The organism is Sulfitobacter sp. SK012 (assembly GCF_003352085.1).
Taxonomy (GTDB): domain Bacteria; phylum Pseudomonadota; class Alphaproteobacteria; order Rhodobacterales; family Rhodobacteraceae; genus Sulfitobacter.
Genome location: NZ_CP025804.1, coordinates 793835 through 809540 on the forward strand (window position 1 = coordinate 793835; position 15706 = coordinate 809540).

General features: G+C 55.8%; 16 protein-coding genes. 14 read left to right on the plus strand and 2 right to left on the minus strand.

Annotated features, from left to right (window positions below; all coding sequences use genetic code 11):
• Window positions 1–44: 44 nt before the first annotated feature.
• On the plus strand, window positions 45–1049 hold the full coding sequence (locus C1J03_RS03970) for a LacI family DNA-binding transcriptional regulator (protein ID WP_114883932.1): 1005 nt from the start codon (window positions 45–47) through the stop codon (window positions 1047–1049).
• Window positions 1049–2359 carry a xylose isomerase gene (gene xylA / locus C1J03_RS03975; RefSeq protein ID WP_114883934.1) on the plus strand — a complete coding sequence of 437 codons (1311 nt, stop codon included), beginning with the start codon at window positions 1049–1051 and terminating at the stop codon, window positions 2357–2359. The genes C1J03_RS03970 and xylA overlap by 1 nt, the downstream gene beginning before the upstream one ends.
• Window positions 2360–2448: 89 nt before the next feature.
• Here xylA and C1J03_RS03980 read toward each other — a convergent pair whose 3' ends face one another.
• Together C1J03_RS03980 and C1J03_RS03985 are read right to left on the minus strand one after the other, a co-directional pair.
• Window positions 2449–3135: a D-lyxose/D-mannose family sugar isomerase gene (locus C1J03_RS03980; protein WP_114883936.1), complete on the minus strand. Its 687-nt coding sequence runs from the start codon at window positions 3133–3135 to the stop codon at window positions 2449–2451.
• 323 nt (window positions 3136–3458) lie between these two features.
• Window positions 3459–4562, minus strand: coding sequence for a trypsin-like peptidase domain-containing protein (locus tag C1J03_RS03985; RefSeq protein WP_114883938.1), 1104 nt, complete (start codon window positions 4560–4562; stop codon window positions 3459–3461).
• A gap of 132 nt (window positions 4563–4694) precedes the next feature.
• On the opposite strand from C1J03_RS03985, the gene C1J03_RS03990 reads away from it, so the two are divergent.
• The 12 genes from C1J03_RS03990 (at window position 4695) to C1J03_RS04050 (ending at window position 15514) form a co-directional block, all read left to right on the plus strand.
• Window positions 4695–5366, plus strand: a complete 672-nt coding sequence (locus C1J03_RS03990) for a winged helix-turn-helix domain-containing protein (protein WP_114883940.1) — start codon at window positions 4695–4697, stop codon at window positions 5364–5366.
• On the plus strand, window positions 5363–6715 hold the full coding sequence (locus C1J03_RS03995; RefSeq protein WP_114883942.1) for a sensor histidine kinase: 1353 nt from the start codon (window positions 5363–5365) through the stop codon (window positions 6713–6715). Before C1J03_RS03990 ends, C1J03_RS03995 begins: the two co-directional genes overlap by 4 nt.
• Window positions 6716–6810: 95 nt before the next feature.
• Window positions 6811–8223 carry a cytochrome ubiquinol oxidase subunit I gene (locus C1J03_RS04000; protein ID WP_114883943.1) on the plus strand — a complete coding sequence of 471 codons (1413 nt, stop codon included), beginning with the start codon at window positions 6811–6813 and terminating at the stop codon, window positions 8221–8223.
• A gap of 2 nt (window positions 8224–8225) precedes the next feature.
• On the plus strand, window positions 8226–9233 hold the full coding sequence (gene cydB / locus C1J03_RS04005) for a cytochrome d ubiquinol oxidase subunit II (RefSeq protein ID WP_114883945.1): 1008 nt from the start codon (window positions 8226–8228) through the stop codon (window positions 9231–9233).
• Window positions 9233–9337, plus strand: a complete 105-nt coding sequence (locus tag C1J03_RS04010; protein ID WP_114883947.1) for a DUF2474 family protein — start codon at window positions 9233–9235, stop codon at window positions 9335–9337. Before cydB ends, C1J03_RS04010 begins: the two co-directional genes overlap by 1 nt.
• A 76-nt stretch (window positions 9338–9413) precedes the next feature.
• Window positions 9414–10376 (plus strand): NADPH:quinone oxidoreductase family protein, encoded by a 963-nt coding sequence (locus C1J03_RS04015; protein ID WP_114883949.1) that lies wholly within the window; start codon window positions 9414–9416, stop codon window positions 10374–10376.
• A 74-nt stretch (window positions 10377–10450) separates the two neighbouring features.
• Window positions 10451–10978 carry a CoxG family protein gene (locus tag C1J03_RS04020; protein WP_114883951.1) on the plus strand — a complete coding sequence of 176 codons (528 nt, stop codon included), beginning with the start codon at window positions 10451–10453 and terminating at the stop codon, window positions 10976–10978.
• An 80-nt stretch (window positions 10979–11058) separates the two neighbouring features.
• Complete coding sequence (locus tag C1J03_RS04025) at window positions 11059–12006, plus strand: ABC transporter ATP-binding protein (protein WP_114883953.1); 948 nt, start codon at window positions 11059–11061, stop codon at window positions 12004–12006.
• Window positions 12003–12764, plus strand: coding sequence for an ABC transporter permease (locus C1J03_RS04030; RefSeq protein WP_114883955.1), 762 nt, complete (start codon window positions 12003–12005; stop codon window positions 12762–12764). The genes C1J03_RS04025 and C1J03_RS04030 overlap by 4 nt, the downstream gene beginning before the upstream one ends.
• Window positions 12765–12818: 54 nt before the next feature.
• Window positions 12819–13616 (plus strand): S49 family peptidase, encoded by a 798-nt coding sequence (locus C1J03_RS04035; protein ID WP_114883957.1) that lies wholly within the window; start codon window positions 12819–12821, stop codon window positions 13614–13616.
• 165 nt (window positions 13617–13781) lie between these two features.
• Window positions 13782–14738, plus strand: coding sequence for a calcium/sodium antiporter (locus tag C1J03_RS04045; RefSeq protein ID WP_174234435.1), 957 nt, complete (start codon window positions 13782–13784; stop codon window positions 14736–14738).
• Window positions 14735–15514 carry an SDR family oxidoreductase gene (locus C1J03_RS04050; RefSeq protein ID WP_114883961.1) on the plus strand — a complete coding sequence of 260 codons (780 nt, stop codon included), beginning with the start codon at window positions 14735–14737 and terminating at the stop codon, window positions 15512–15514. Before C1J03_RS04045 ends, C1J03_RS04050 begins: the two co-directional genes overlap by 4 nt.
• Window positions 15515–15706 lie beyond the last annotated feature (192 nt).

The window sequence follows — 15706 nt, forward strand, 5'->3', positions numbered from 1 at the left end:
TGACGTACCTCAAAGTTTGACTGAAACCTAAGCTAGGGGGAATCATGTCAGCGCCAACCGTTCGAGATGTTGCACAGACTGCGCAGGTAAGCGTGGCCACCGTAGACCGGGTTTTGAACAACCGTGGCGGGGTGTCGACCAAAGTTGCGGAGCGTGTGAAAGCCGCCGTGGCCCAAACTGGGTATGTTCGTAATTTGGCGGCTGCCAATCTTGCGCGCCGTCGAGTATACCGGTTTTGTTTTGTCGTGCCGGGGGGAGAGACGGGATTTTCTGCTCTGTTGCGTGCGGCGCTTGAGCGAGAACAGCTCAGGTTGATGGAAGAACAAATCCTGATCGAGATACGGCTAACACGTGCCTTTGATATCAACAGTCAGGTTGCTGCGTTGCGCGATCTGGACTGCGATGCGGTGGCTTTGATGGCCAGCGAAGCGCCTGCTTTGCAAGAAGAAGTGCGCCGCTTGAGGACGGAAGGCGTTCGTGTGCTGACCCTTGTGGCTGATCTGCCTAGGTCTGATCGGGAGGCCTATGTAGGCCTTGATAATGTTGGTGCGGGCCGGACGGCGGCGGATTTCATGGGGCGTTTCATTCGGGAACCTGGCCCCGTTTTGATGATCGCAGGATCGCTGAGCGCGCGCGATCACAGCGAACGCCTGATGGGATTTCGCAATGTCATGGAAGAACGCTTTCCTGCCCTTACTCTGCTGCCCGCTGTTGAAGGGCAAGACGATCCGGAGGCCGTAGAAAAGTTAGTTCGGGATGCTGAACTGGCAGGTCCCTTGGCAGGAATTTACGCCATTGGCGCAGGCAACCGAGGCCTTGTGAACGCGACGAAAGACATACAATCGCCGCTTGTCAAAATCGTGCACGAGTTGACGCCAACCTCGCGCGCGGGACTGCGCAACGGGAGCATCGATCTGGTTCTTGATCAGGATCCAACGGCCGAAATCGTGGCGGCCATCACTATCATGCGCAACCTGACAGAAGGACGCGCCGTCCCGGCAGAGGTCGGAAAAATCAGACTGAATATTTATAATCGGGAGAACATCTAATGGGTCGTTATTTTGAGGGCATTGAGCCAATTACATTTGCAGGATCAGACAGCAACGATCCGATGGCGTTTCGCCACTATGATCCGTCCCAAAAGCTGGGCGATAAAACGATGTCGGACCACCTGCGGTTTGCAGTCTGCTATTGGCATAATTTTGTCTGGGAGGGGAACGATCCCTTTGGCGGGCAAACCTTTGAAAGACCTTGGTTTCCTGCTGACACAATGGCGCTGGCCAAGCAAAAAGCAGATGATGCGTTCGATATGTTTCGCATCCTTGGCGTGCCCTATTTTTGCTTTCACGACCACGACGTCCGTCCTGAAGGTGACACGCTTAAAGAAAGCCATAAACGCCTGAATGAGATGGCTGATTACTTTGCTGAGAAGATGGCGAATGGCGGCCCGAAACTGCTTTGGGGAACGGCAAATATGTTCTCCAACCGGCGCTATATGTCCGGCGCGTCGACGAACCCTGACCCGGATGTTTTTGCCTATTGTGCCTCGACTGTGCGGGCCTGCATGGATGTAACGCACCGGCTTGAAGGCGAAAACTATGTGCTTTGGGGCGGTCGCGAAGGGTATGAGACGTTGCTCAACACCAATCTGGGGCGTGAGTTGCAGCAGATGGGCCGTTTCCTGAATATGGTGGTCGAGTATAAGCACAAAATTGGCTACAAAGGCGCGATCCTGATCGAGCCGAAACCACAAGAGCCGACCAAGCATCAATATGATTTTGATGTGGCGACGGTCTACGGTTTCCTCAAGCGCTTTGGACTTGAGAATGAGGTGCAGGTCAATGTCGAACAGGGCCATGCGATACTGGCGGGCCATTCGTTTGAGCACGAGTTGGCAACAGCGCATGCTTTGGGGATTTTCGGTTCAATCGACATGAACCGTAATGATTATCAATCCGGCTGGGACACAGATCAGTTCCCGAACTCTCCGTCTGAGGCGGCATTGGCCTATTACGAGGTCCTGATGGCGGGCGGGTTTACCACGGGGGGCACGAACTTTGACGCCAAGCTCCGGCGTCAATCGCTGGATGGGAGCGATCTAATTGCGGCCCATGTGGGCGGCATGGATATCTGTGCACGTGGTTTGAAATCTGCCCATGCGATGATTGCAGACCGTGCTCTCGAAGGGCCGCGGGATCTGCGCTATGCTGGTTGGGAAACGCCAGCCGCTCAGGCAATGCTAGCCGAAGGGGCGACGCTTGATGGAATCGCCGATGACGCTGAAGCACGTGGGGTCAACCCGCAGCCAGTTTCAGGCCAGCAAGAAAAACTGGAGAATGTCGTCAATCGCTACGTTTGATTGTGCGGGTCGGCCTTAGGGCAAAAAGCCGTAGGCCATCAGAACATTTAAGGCGGGCACTTACGTTGGGTGCCCGCCGATAACCGGTCTCAGCTGAGCCAACTGCGATAGTCGCTGACCAACAGATGCGTCGGGTCTTCGTCTTCGTCGATATTGCTAAACCGGCCGATGGGTTCGCGGAAAATATTGTCGGTCTCGTCGTCGTTGACGGTCGACACTTCGCCGATCAATACATCGCCGTCTTCACCCCAGAATGCATGCCAGTCACCGGGTTGTAATGTGACGCTTTCACCGGGCGCAAAGCGTAGCTTTTCACCGGGCTTGAAGGGCTGCCTGATCCCGTCACACCACACAATGCCGCCACGATCTTCGGCGAAATTACCGTTATCGTCGGAACCGAAGAGTTCAATCACCAGGGTGGCTCCGCCGCGGTTGATAATGTCTTCGGCTTTGATGACATGGGTGTGCATCGGCGAGATTTGATCGCGCTTTGAGATGAGCAATTTTTCAGCGTAGCACATGCCACCCCCGCGCTGCAGATCGGCCAGGCGACCATTGCGCAAGGTGAACAGAAACAGCCCAAATTCGTCGTATTTTCCAGCACCATAATCGGTGATGTCCCAGCCACAACGCGCGTCGATGACGTGGCGCGCTGCATCCGCCTTCTCCTTGAACTCTTCTGGTGTCCAGTTGGCAAAAGGAGGCAAGACGAAACCGTAAGAGCGGATCATCTCATCCGCTTCGGCCATGATTTGATTTATCCGAGACCGCTTCATTTTTAATCCTCTAGGCTTCAATTAGACCGTCGTTGGCGATGTTTGCCATGTGCCGGCCCATACTGTGTCGCAAAACTCTTTTTTGACCCGTCGCGTGCAATCGGTGCGGACGCAAGCTGCGCCTTGGGTTCTGCTATGTCAGAGATATTGGCTGAGGATAAGGTCGTTGGACACCTGCCGCATTGTAAATATTGCAAATGATGCCGCTGTCACACATGCCCCGGCAGCCAGAAATTGGTGCCGGGGCATATGGCGCCACGCCAAGTTTGGGTGGCAAGTGCCCTGGCGATAGGGGGGATCCGAGCGCCGGGGTATTCGGTGTGTTAGGCCCCTTTGGGAGCCAAGGTGCCAATGGTCACATCCAAGGTCACATCCGCACCTTTGCGCAGCAACGTAACTTCGGCGGATTGCTCTGGTGTGGTCTGGGCCACTGCGCGGGTGAGGTCGCGCAACTCGTCGATCGGTGTGCTGCCGAAGGACAGGATGATGTCGCCTTTTTGCAAGCCGGCCTTGGCGGCGGGGCTGTCGGTGCTCACGGCCTCAACAACGGCACCTTTGGGTGCGTCGTAGCCCAACACCTGAGCGACTTCCGCCGACATCGGGCGGATACTCACACCCAACCAGCCGCGTGTCACACTGCCATCATCCGACAGATCCGCTACGATGTTCTTAACCAAATCGGATGGCACGGCAAAGCCGATCCCCACGGATCCACCACCCGGTGAGATGATTGCTGTATTTACGCCAATGACCTCGCCCGCATTGTTAAAAAGTGGCCCACCGGAGTTGCCCCGATTGATCGCTGCATCGGTCTGGATGAAATCATCGAATGGTCCGGAATTGATGTTGCGCGACGTGGCAGAGATGATGCCGCTGGTCACGGTGCCGCCTAAACCAAAGGGATTGCCAACGGCCATCACTTCATCGCCGGCGCGCATGGCTTGGGACGCACCAAAATTGATGGCTGGCAGATCCACACCCGCATCGATTTTCAGCACGGCAATGTCTGTAGAGGGGTCACTGCCGACGACGACCGCATCAAAGCTGCGCCCATCTGAGAGTTTAACCTTTACGGATTCGGCCCCATCCACGACATGGGCGTTGGTGACGATTTTGCCATCCGCCGAAATGATGAAACCTGAGCCTAGCCCGGTTGGCGCGGGCCCGTTTCCTTTTGGCATCTGCTCTCCAAACCGTTTGCGCAGCGCGTCTGGCATTCCTTCTGGCAGAGCACCCTGAGCACCGGCGGGGCGGGCTTTTGCGATGACTTCGATGTACACAACCGACGGCGAAACGGCCTCCACGAGATCGCCGTAGCCACCTGCAGGCACAGCCAATGCGACGGAAGGTGCCAGCATGGCCATTGGCCCTGCGGCAAGTACGGCAACCAACGCCAGTGGTGCAGTTTTTTGAATTAGGTTCGTCATGGGAGATATCCTTGGTTATCGTTGATGAGGGATATCTGGTGTGCGCGCCTTACAGAGACGCGCATCAGGGATTACAAATTTGTAACCACACAAACAGGTGTAAGGCACAGCGTTCGGAGTTATATCGAGCCCATGAGAATTCTTGTGATAGAAGATGACGCCACCACGGGCAGTTATATTGCGCGCGGTCTGCGCGAAGAGGGCCACGGCGTAGACTTGGTCGATGATGGGCGCGCGGGTCTCATTCAGGCGACCTCCAGTACCTATGATGTGTTGGTCGTGGACCGAATGCTGCCCGAAGTTGATGGAATGACCGTGGTCAAGACTTTGCGCGGTGCTGGCAACACGACGCCGGTGCTGTTCCTCACGGCGATGGGGTCGGTCGAGGACCGCATCAGTGGGCTGAACGCCGGTGGCGATGATTACCTTGTGAAGCCCTTCGCATTTGGTGAGTTGTCGGCGCGCGTTGCGGCGCTTGCCCGGCGGCCGCAGGCCATGGACCAAGAGACAGTGCTGCGGATCGGCGATCTGGAACTGGATTTGCTGACCCGCAAAGTGACCCGTGCCGGGACGGAGATTAATCTGCTGCCCCGTGAATTCTCCCTTTTGGAATTTCTCCTGCGCCGGAAAGGTCGAGTGCAGACACGGACGATGTTGCTCGAAGGGGTGTGGGACATCTCGTTTGATCCAATGACCAATGTGGTTGAAACTCATGTCAGTCGTTTGCGCGCCAAGGTCGATAAACCGTTTGATACTGAACTTATCCAAACCGTGCGTGGCGCGGGCTACAAGATCGCCGAATGATAAGACTGCGCAAGATATGGCGTTCAATGCCGCTACGGCTGGCGCTTATGTTGGTGTTGCTCTTTGCTACTGTGAGCCTTCTGAGCCTCGCGGCGAGTTATGCGGTCACGCAACGCTCGTTTCATCAGGCGATCCGGGCCGATCTTGCACAGGACATGGCAGGGTTTCGTGCGGCCCCCTCAGCGCGCGCCGTGGCTTTGCTGGTGGAAGCGGAATCGCGCGACACTGATCCGCGTCGGTTGATCCTGAGCTATGTTTCCTCATCTGGGGCGATTTTTGGAAATGGCGCCATTGCGCGTGATCACGAAGGTTTCCACATCATGTCGTTGCGCGAAGATCAGGCGCAGTTTGATGGCGAATACCTGCTGCACACGGCATCACTTTATGGCGGCCAGTTGACCATTGCGCGCAGTCGAGCCGAGATAGTCGCCCTGCGGGCCGTGTTCGTTAACATTCTGTGGATCAGCCTTGCGCCGACCGTGCTTATTGCGTTGGGTGGCGGCTTGGTGCTGGCGCGTCGTTCCAAGCGGCACGTGGAGGTGATCAGCGGAACGCTGGATGATCTCACCACGGGCGAGCTGGACGCGCGGGTTTTGATTGGGCCGCGGTGGTCGGACGATCTTGTTCAGATAGGCGACAAAGTAAATCAGATGGCGCAGGCCCAAGGCATGTCAGTGGCGGCCCTGCGTCAGGTATCGTCGGACATCGCCCATGACCTCAAGACACCGGTGCAGCGCGTCTCTTTGCAACTCGATGAGCTTGCCGGTGTGATCCCGGACGGCGAGGCCGCGGAGCTGGTCGGCAAAGCGCAGCACGAAGTCGCGGGTATTGCGCAGGTTTTTGAGGCGCTCTTGCAGCTTGCACAGCTAGACAGCGGGGCCCTGCGGGATCGGTTTGAGCTGGTTGATTTGTCCAAACTGTGCCGTACCATGGTTGAGATCTATGAACCCACCGCGACGGAACAGGGGCAAGTCCTGCAGTGCCAAGTGGTCGATGCGATCACAGTGATGGGGGACCGGGCTTTGCTAGGGCAGATGCTTGCCAACCTGATTGAAAACGCCCTGCGCCATGCACCAATGAGCAGCGCTGTGAAAGTTTCCCTGACTGCTGCAGACACTGGTTCTAAGCTGAGCGTCACGGATGCCGGACCCGGTATTCCCGAGCAGGAAAGAACGGCGGTCCTGCGCAGGCTATACCGACTGGATCGCAGCCGTCATACACTGGGCAATGGTCTGGGCCTTAGCCTTGTAGACGCTGTAGCGCGCCTGCATGGGGCGACGCTTGTTTTGGCCGATGCAGCGCCCGGCCTTAGGGTTGAAGTGCAGTTTCCTGACCATTCACTGGTTTGAGCCGTAAAATGAAGTAAGCTGCGGCAATACGCGCGTGTCGCTCCATCACCGCAGCGATCTAATGTGCACGCAACTGCAAACAAGAGGTCAGTCCGATGCTTGATGGATTCTCAGCAGAAATGCTCGCGCGTGTTCAGTTCGCGTTTACCATATCGTTCCATATTATTTTCCCAGCGTTTTCGATTGGTCTGGCAAGTTTCCTTGCTGTTCTGAATGCCCGCTGGATTTGGACGCGTGACGAGACATTTCTGGTTCTATTCAACTACTGGAAAAAGATATTCGCCGTGGCGTTTGGCATGGGTGTCGTTTCAGGAATTGTGATGTCCTATCAGTTTGGGACCAACTGGGCGGTGTTTTCGGACAAGGCGGGCCCTGTCGTCGGGCCGCTGATGGCGTACGAAGTGCTTTCGGCGTTCTTCCTTGAGGCAGGATTTTTAGGGATCATGCTGTTTGGACGCGAGCGCGTGGGCGAGGGCCTGCACATGTTTGCAACCGGTATGGTTGCGTTTGGCACCTTGCTGTCGGCGACGTGGATATTGTCGGTAAACAGCTGGATGCAGACACCGCAGGGCCACGGCATGAATGATGTGGGCCAATTCATCCCGCTTGATTGGTGGCTGATTGTATTCAGCCCCTCTTTCCCGTTCCGCTTGGTGCATATGGTGCTGGCTGCGTTTCTGACCACGGCGTTGGTGGTGGGGGCCGTTGGCGCGTTGCACCTTTTGCGCGACCGTCTGGACATGGCAAGCCGGCGGATGTTTTCGATGGCGATGTGGATGCTGATACTCGTTACCCCGCTGCAGATCGTTGCGGGTGATTTCCACGGCATCAATACGCTTGAGCATCAACCAGTTAAGGTCATGGCGATGGAAGGCCATTACGACAGCCACGAGAATGGCGCGCCGCTGATCTTGTTTGGTATCCCCAATGCAAAAGAAAAGCGGATCGACTATTCCCTTGAAATCCCCAAGCTAAGCTCGCTGATCCTTAAGCATGATCTGAACGCACCGCTTGCCGGGCTTGATACGGTTCCCGATGACGAAGAGCCGCCCGTTGCGGTCGTGTTCTTTTCGTTCCGGGTGATGGTGGGGCTAGGTTTTGCGATGCTAGGCCTTGGGCTTTGGGGGATCATCGCGCGCTTCCGGGGGCGGCTCTTTGCGGCTCCAATGCTTTGGCGCGCCTCTGTGGTGATGGGGCCGATGGGCTTTGTCGCCGTTTTGGCAGGCTGGATCACGACGGAGGTGGGGCGACAACCCTATACGGTTTACGGTTTGCTACGGACTTCGGATAGTTTGTCGCCGATCGAAGCACCTGCGGTCGCGGCCTCATTGATAGCCTTCATCATTGTCTATTTCTTCGTCTTCGGCGCAGGGACGTTCTACATCCTGCGGATGATGGGCAAATCGGTGCAGACGGTCAGCGCAGAAAAGATGCGCCAAGAAGGGCCATTGCGAACAGCAAGTGCAACACCTGCGACCCAACACGCAGCACCCAAGGGAGGGCGGTAAAGATGCTTGGGCTTGAACTCTCCTTTATCTGGGCTGGCATCATTGCTCTGTCAGTTTTGATCTATGTAATTCTCGACGGCTTTGATCTGGGCGTGGGGATTTTGTTCCCGCTGACCAAGGATGAAAACGAACGCAATGTGATGATGAATTCCATCGCCCCAATCTGGGACGGGAATGAGACCTGGCTGGTGCTGGGCGGCGGGGGCCTGTTTGCTGTGTTCCCGCTGGCATATGCCGTTGTCATGCCCGCGCTATATATGCCGATCACGCTGATGCTGTTGGGGCTGGTGTTTCGCGGCGTTGCGTTCGAATACCGCTGGCGCACGACCCGCTGGAAGAGGCTTTGGGACATGTCGTTCTTTGGAGGGTCTTTGGTTGCGGCTCTATGTCAGGGCATCGCATTGGGCGCGTTGGTGCAGGGCATCGAGGTGGAAAACCGCGCCTATGCTGGCGGCTGGTGGGATTGGCTAACGCCATTTTCCGTCCTGACCGGCATTGCTGTGACGGTTGGATATGCGATGCTGGGGGCCACATGGCTCAATATGAAACTTGAGGGGCGCATTCAGCGACATATGCGCCGGTTGGCATGGCCCTTTGGTCTGGCGACTTTGGTTTTTATGGGACTCGTTAGCTTGATGACGCCGTTCTTGGACGATGTGTATTTCGAGCGGTGGTTCACATTCCCCTTTGCGCTTTTTAGCGCCATAGTCCCGCTGCTTGTGGCGGCTTGTGCGTTTGGTCTTTTGCGGGGCCTGCAGCGCCAACGCGACATACAGCCGTTTCTATGTGCGCTGTCGCTGTTTGTCTTAGGATTCATTGGGATCGGGATTAGCTTTTATCCGCATATCGTCCCACCGAGCTTGACCATTGCCGAGGCGGCGGCCCCGGATTCCAGTCTTGCATTTACGTTGGTTGGCACGCTGATTTTGTTGCCGATGATTTTGGCCTATACAGGCTACGCCTACTGGGTGTTTCGCGGCAAGATTAACCCAGACGAGGGATACCACTGATGCGGCGGCTGTGGACTAGCCGCATTGGCTGGTTCGTGGCAATCTGGGTCCTTAGCGTCGCAGCCCTCGGTGTTGTGGCCTACGCTATCAGACTGGTGATCTAGCCCCCCAAAAGGACATGCTTGCCATTGCGCGCGCTGCCCGTCAGGTTGCCGTAAATTCAGCCTAAGGAGCATTCTCATGCGCGCCATGCAAGTCACCGCTTACGACCAACCGCTTGAGATGTTTGAGCTGCCAATGCCCATTCCCTCCGCTGGTGAGGTCGTGGTCAAGATCGCGACGTGTGGTCTAAATTTTGGCGACTTGCTGATCATCAAAGGCACCTATCAAGAAAAACCTCCCTTGCCCTTTACCCTTGGGATGGAGTTGGCGGGCACGATCACTGCCGTTGGCGAAGGCGTCAGCCATCTGCAGGTGGGGCAGCGTATTGCGGCCTATACCGGCTTTGACGGGTTGGCTGAATATGCAGCGATCCGGGCCGATGTTTGTGTGCCGATCCCTGACATGATGAATTTCACAGACGCTGCGGCGTTTTTGATTGCGTATGGCACCAGCCACGTTGCGCTTGATTACAAAGCGCGGCTGCAAAAAGGCGAGCGGTTGTTGGTTTTGGGCGCGTCGGGGGGGGTCGGGCTTACGGCCGTGGAGCTAGGTAAGCTGATGGGTGCAGAGGTTATTGCCTGCGCGCGCGGCGCGGACAAATTGGCCGTGTGTAAGGGGGCAGGGGCCGACCATCTGATCAACTCAGAAACCGATGATATTCGCGAAGTGGTCAAGGCGCTGGGGGGCGCGGATGTGGTCTATGACCCCGTTGGTGGTGACCAGTTCAAAGCGGCGATGCGGGCGTGCAACGGCGAAGCGCGGCTGATTCCGCTGGGCTTTGCATCTGGTGAAGTGCCGCAGATCCCCGCAAATATTTTGTTGGTTAAGAACTTGACCGTGCTGGGGTTTTACTGGGGCGGCTATGCCCGCCTGAAACCTTCGGTCCTGACCGACAGCTTTGCCACGCTGCTGGAGTGGTACGCCCAAGGGAAAATCACGCCACATGTCAGCCATGTACTGCCTTTGGCTGAGGCCAATGAGGCGCTAGAATTGCTGCGTACCCGAAAGGCAACGGGCAAAGTGGTGGTCGAGGTTTCCTGAAAGGTCACGCCGCCCGTTGCACCGTTGGGGACGAATGCGATAGCGTCAATCAATACCCATGAGGAGACCGCGCCATGCAGATGACCGACACGCGACAAATTGCAGCCACCCCATCCGAAGTTTATGCCGCATTGCTAGATCCCGGTATGCTCAAGGCCTGCGTGCCCGGTGCGCAAGACGTTATCGGATCGCCCGAAGAGGGCTATGAAGCGACTGTTGTGCAGAAGGTTGGGCCGGTTAAAGCCACGTTCAAAGGCCAGGTAACGATGAGCGATCTGGTGCCCGATCAGTTCTTGAACATCACCGGCGAAGGAAAAGGCGGCGCTGCGGGTTTTGCAAAAGGCGGCGCCAAGGTTACGCTTGTTGCCAAAGATGGCGGCACTGAGCTGAGCTATGACGTTGAAGCCAAAGTCGGTGGCAAACTGGCGCAATTGGGGAGCCGCATCATTGATGGTTTCGCAAAAAAGATGGCGGATCAGTTCTTTAACAACCTGCAGGAAACCCTTGAAGGCCCTGCAGATGGCGAAGGTGATGCGGGCGAAAATGCAGGCGGTGACGCGCCAGAAAAGAAAAAAGGCTGGTTCGGGCGTAGTAAGAAATAGGCAATACTGCCGTCGCGACCCCCCTTGTTGCTCATTGCCATTCTGGTCTACGTTCGCCTCCCAACAGACCGGAGACTGCCATGCCCCCCATCCTTGAAGTGATCGACCTTCGCAAATCCTATGCGTCGGGTTTCGAGGCACTCAAAGGGGTGTCGCTGCAGATCGAACAAGGCGAGATTATTGCGCTTCTTGGTCCTAACGGGGCAGGCAAGACGACGTTGATCTCTACCATCTGCGGGATCACATTGCCTAGCTCAGGGCGTGTTGTTGTGGACGGGCATGACATCATGACGGATTACCGTGCGGCCCGCGCCATGATCGGGCTTGTCCCACAGGAAATAAGCCTTGAGCCCTTTGAACGGGTCATCAACACAGTACGATTTTCGCGCGGTTTGTTTGGCAAACCTGATGATCCGGCTTTGCTAGAGAAGATTTTGCGCCAACTGTCCCTTTGGGACAAAAAGGACAGCCAAATCAGAGAGCTTTCGGGCGGCATGAAGCGCCGCGTGTTGATCGCCAAGGCGCTGGCCCATGATCCGCGTGTGCTTTTCTTGGATGAGCCCACGGCAGGGGTGGACGTCGAATTGCGCCGCGATATGTGGGAAATTGTCGCCAATCTTAAGAAGGATGGCGTGACCATCATTTTGACGACCCATTACATTGAAGAGGCCGAAGCGATTGCGGACCGCGTGGGCGTCATTGCCCAAGGCGAGTTGTTGTTGGTCGAGGAAAAAGACAAGCTGATGGCGCGCATGGGGGCCAAGGAGCTAGAAATCCAACTGTCCAAGCCGATCAAGGCCATTCCCAAAGCGTTGCAATCTGATGCTTTGCGGTTGAGCGAAGGCGGCAATGGTTTGATTTATACCTACGACACCCGCAAAGAACGCACCGGGATCACCACGCTTTTGTCTGACATTGCCGCCGAAGGGTTGGTGCTGCGCGACGTGGTTACGCGGCAGTCGAGCCTTGAGGATATTTTTGTGGATCTGGTCAAAAGCGACGACACCAACCCGGGAGAAACCGCATGAACTGGACAGCAGTAAAATCCATCTACCGCTTTGAGATGGCGCGATTTTTCCGCACACTTGCGCAGAGCTTTATCTCACCGGTTTTGTCGACATCGCTCTATTTCGTGGTATTTGGCACGGCCATCGGAAGCCGCATCCAAGAGGTCGAGGGCATCAGCTATGGCGCGTTTATCGTGCCTGGTCTCATCATGCTTAGCGTCATCACTCAGGCGATTTCCAACGCGAGCTTTGGTATCTATTTTCCGAAATTCATTGGGACGTTTTCTGAATTGCTCTCGGCGCCCATCAACTTTCTCGAAATCGTTATGGGTTATGTCGGAGCGGCAGCGACCAAGGCTTTGTTTATTGGAGTCATCATCCTGATCACGGCGTTCTTCTTTGTTGATATCTCTATCCAACACCCGCTGGCGATGGTGATGTTTCTCCTTCTGACCTGCATCAGCTTTTCATTGATGGGCTTTATCATCGGGATTTGGGCCACCAATTTTGAACAGCTGCAGTTGGTGCCGTTGTTGGTCGTGACACCATTGGTGTTTCTTGGAGGATCGTTTTATTCGATCTCCATGTTGCCGCCGGTGTGGCAGGTTATCTCGCATTTCAATCCGGTGGTGTACCTTATCTCGGGCTTTCGGTGGTCGTTCTTTGGCTCCGCGGATGTGCCCATCGCGATAAGTCTTGTGGCCATTGCTGGGTTCACGGCGCTATGCCTTGGCGTCATCTGGTGGATTTTCCGCACAGGCTGGCGTATCCGCCAGTAATTCCTCGTCCTCTGCGCCTTGTTACCGATGCGCCGCACCTCTACATGGGTTTGTATGAAACGTTGGCTTCCCTTTGTAAAATCCGAGCCCACAGTCGCGGTTATCCGACTGTCTGGCATGATCAGCAGCTCAGGGCGCGGTGCGCTCAATGACGCGGCTCTAGCACCTGCAATCGAGAAGGCCTTTTCCAAAGGCAAACCCGCAGCCGTCGCGCTTGAGATAAACTCTCCTGGCGGTAGCCCTGTGCAGTCCTCGTTGATTGGCGCGCGCATCCGTCGCTTGGCAGAAGAAAAAGACATTCCGGTTCTCGCCTTTGTCGAAGATGTGGCTGCGTCTGGTGGCTATTGGCTCGCAGTGGCCGCGGATGAGATTTACGCTGACCCCAGTTCGGTCGTTGGCTCTGTTGGAGTTATTTCGGCAGGGTTTGGTTTGCACGAATTCATCAACCGCTACGGGGTTGAGCGGCGCGTTTATACTGCGGGACAATCGAAATCGATGCTGGATCCGTTTAGGCCCGAACAGCCCGAAGATGTTGCCCGGCTCAAAACGCTACTCGAAGATATCCACGTCAATTTCAAGGATCACATCAGTGCCCGACGCGCGGGCAAGATTACGACCGATCAGGATTTGTTCACCGGCGAGATCTGGTTGGCAAAGCGTGCGGTTGAGCTGGGGCTGATTGACGGAATTGATCATATCAAACCGCATCTCCAGAAACGCTTTGGGATGAAAGTCCAAATCAAGCAGTACGGCACCAAAAAGGGCCTTTTGTCCCGCTTTGGCGCACATGCGGTGAGTGATGCGGTGCAGGGCATTGAGGAACGCGCGGCCTTTGCGCGGTTTGGCCTCTGATATGGTATTCAAGATCGTCATTCTGTTTTTGGTGTTCATGGGCGTGCTGGGTTGGTTCGGTAAAATGCACTGGATCGGTGGCAAAACTCTTTCGCAAAAGAAATGCCGCGGTTGCGGTCGATACCGCATCGGTAAAGGCACATGCAGCTGTGGGGAGCGTCGCGGATGATCCTGCCGTGGTTGCTCTCGGGGCTTGGCCTTGTGATTTTGCTATTGGCAGGAGACGCGTTGGTAAAAGGGGCGGTGAACCTTAGTCTTCGACTGGGTATTCCGGCGCTGATCGTCAGCCTAACCATCGTCGCGTTTGGGACGTCCGCACCAGAGTTGCTGATCTCGATCAAGGCTATACTGGACGATGTTCCGGGCTTGGCATTGGGGAATGTGGTTGGCTCCAATACGGCGAATATACTGCTGGTTTTAGGTGTGCCTGCGCTACTGGCGACGATGCATACGTCGGAATGTAATACGCGAAAAACCTATAATTTTATGATCACGGCCAGTTTGCTGTTCATCGCGCTGGCGTTCCGTGGGGTCTTTGATTGGATCGCGGGGCTGATCTTGCTTTCTGCACTTGGCTACGTTTTGTTTGATGCTTTCCGGGATGCACATAGCCACCGCCGGGCCTGCCGAAATGACGATCCCGATGAAGAGGTTGAGGGCGCTGACCCTGAAATGCCGGGCTGGCGGATTGCTGTCTTTTTGGTGTTGGGCATGATTGGTCTGCCGTTAGGGGCATCGTTGCTGGTTGATAATGCCACGATCATCGCACGGGCCTATGGGATCAGCGATACGGTGATCGGTTTGACATTGGTTGCCATCGGTACCTCGTTGCCAGAACTTGCGACAACCGTGATGGCCGCCCTGCGTCGGCAGGCGGATGTGGCCTTGGGCAACGTTATCGGTTCCAACATGTTCAACCTGCTTGCGATCATCGGTATCGCGAGCCTTGTCGGGCCGATTAATGTCGATCCTGAATTCCTGCGCTTTGATCTGTGGGTTATGCTTGCGGCGTCGCTCTTGCTGATCCCGTTTGTCTATTTTCGCCGTGATATTACGAGGGTTTGGGGCATCGTATTGGTGGTGCTTTATGTGGTCTATCTGATAGTGGTGTTGACCGTATGAGCCGGGCGTTGGTCACAGGAGCAGGCCACAGGCTGGGCCGTGCCACTGCGCTTTATCTAGGCGCGCGCGGCTATGATGTGGCCGTCCACTACGCAAGTTCTGCGGAGGGGGCTGAGGCAACGGTTGCTGAGTTGCGGGCAATGGGCCGCAACGCGGTGGCACTTCAGGCGGATTTGCTCAGCGAGGACGCAACTCAAGAATTGTTGCCGCGGGCGGTTGAAGCTTTGGGAGGGCCAATCACTTGCCTGATCAACAATGCTTCGATCTTTGAACACGACACGATCGAAACAGCGACCCGTGAAAGTTGGGACCGGCATATCGGGTCAAACCTGCGTGCGCCTTTTGTCTTGATACAGGCAATGGCTGCGCAAAACCTTAAGGCCAAAAACGACATAAACGGCGAAGCTCAAGCGACAGGTTTGATCGTGAATATGGTCGACCAGCGCGTGCGCAAGCTAACGCCAGAGTTCATGACTTATACCGTAGCCAAGATGGGGCTGTGGGCGCTGACACAGACCACCGCTCAGGCACTGGCCCCGGCGATCCGGGTCAATGCGATTGGGCCAGGTCCCACGCTCCGAGGGGGTCGTCAAAGTCACGAACATTTTGCAGAGCAACGCGCCAATACGGTGTTGGAACGCGGATCAAATCCGAGCGACATAACTGCGGCGATCGGCTTCTTTTTGGATGCGCCTGCGGTCACAGGACAGCTTATGTGTGTAGATGGTGGGCAGCACCTTGGGTGGCAAACACCGGATGTAATTGGCGTCGAATAGCACGGCAGACGCTTTGGAGTTTTCCACGCCCTTAATATTGGTTACAGTTTCGTTACAGATATATGAACGTTTTCAGAGGGTTGTTACGCGGAAAAAAAATTTTCGTTTAAAATCAGGGCGTTGAAAATCTGCCAATTTTTTAGGCAACCCGATGAAGCACCTTATCTTTAACGAAATTCTGTAGATCACGGA